The sequence below is a fragment of the Salmonella sp. SAL00672 genome, from assembly GCF_046552175.1.
GTDB classification, from domain to species: domain Bacteria; phylum Pseudomonadota; class Gammaproteobacteria; order Enterobacterales; family Enterobacteriaceae; genus Salmonella; species Salmonella enterica.
Genome location: NZ_JBGDUQ010000031.1, coordinates 1 through 611, shown reverse-complemented (window position 1 = coordinate 611; position 611 = coordinate 1). Strand labels below are relative to the sequence as shown.

Annotated in this window: 2 protein-coding genes; both read left to right on the top strand. The window is 65.3% G+C overall.

All coding sequences use genetic code 11. The features are described from left to right. On the top strand, positions 1-117 hold a 117-nt coding region (locus ACLJTG_RS23670; RefSeq protein ID WP_139380992.1), incomplete at its 5' end, for a biotin/lipoyl-containing protein. Between the two features lie 15 nt (positions 118-132). Next, positions 133-611 (top strand): sodium ion-translocating decarboxylase subunit beta (locus tag ACLJTG_RS23665; RefSeq protein WP_332858522.1); only part of this gene is annotated, 479 nt, incomplete at its 3' end.

Sequence of the window (611 nt, the reverse complement as noted above, 5' to 3'; positions counted from 1 at the left end):
GAAGCCATGAAGATGGAAACCGAAATCCGCGCCGCGCAGGCCGGGACGGTACGCGGTATCGCGGTGAAGTCCGGGGATGCGGTTTCCGTCGGCGACACCCTGATGACGCTGGCGTAAGGACGAGGAGCGGAAATGGAAAGTCTGAACGCCCTGCTTCAGGGCATGGGGCTGATGCACCTCGGCGCAGGCCAGGCCATCATGCTGCTGGTCAGCCTGCTGTTGCTGTGGCTGGCGATAGCGAAGAAGTTCGAGCCGCTGCTGCTGCTGCCGATTGGCTTCGGCGGGCTGCTCTCCAACATCCCGGAAGCGGGCATGGCGCTGACCGCGCTGGAGAGCCTGCTGGCGCATCACGACGCCGGGCAGCTGGCGGTGATTGCCGCGAAGCTTAACTGCGCGCCGGACGTGCACGCCATTAAAGAGGCATTAGCGCTGGCGCTGCCGTCGGTGCAGAGCCAGATGGAGAACCTGGCGGTGGACATGGGTTACACGCCGGGGGTGCTGGCGCTGTTCTATAAAGTGGCGATTGGCTCCGGCGTCGCGCCGCTGGTCATCTTTATGGGCGTGGGGGCGATGACCGACTTCGGCCCGCTGCTGGCCAACCCGCGCACCCT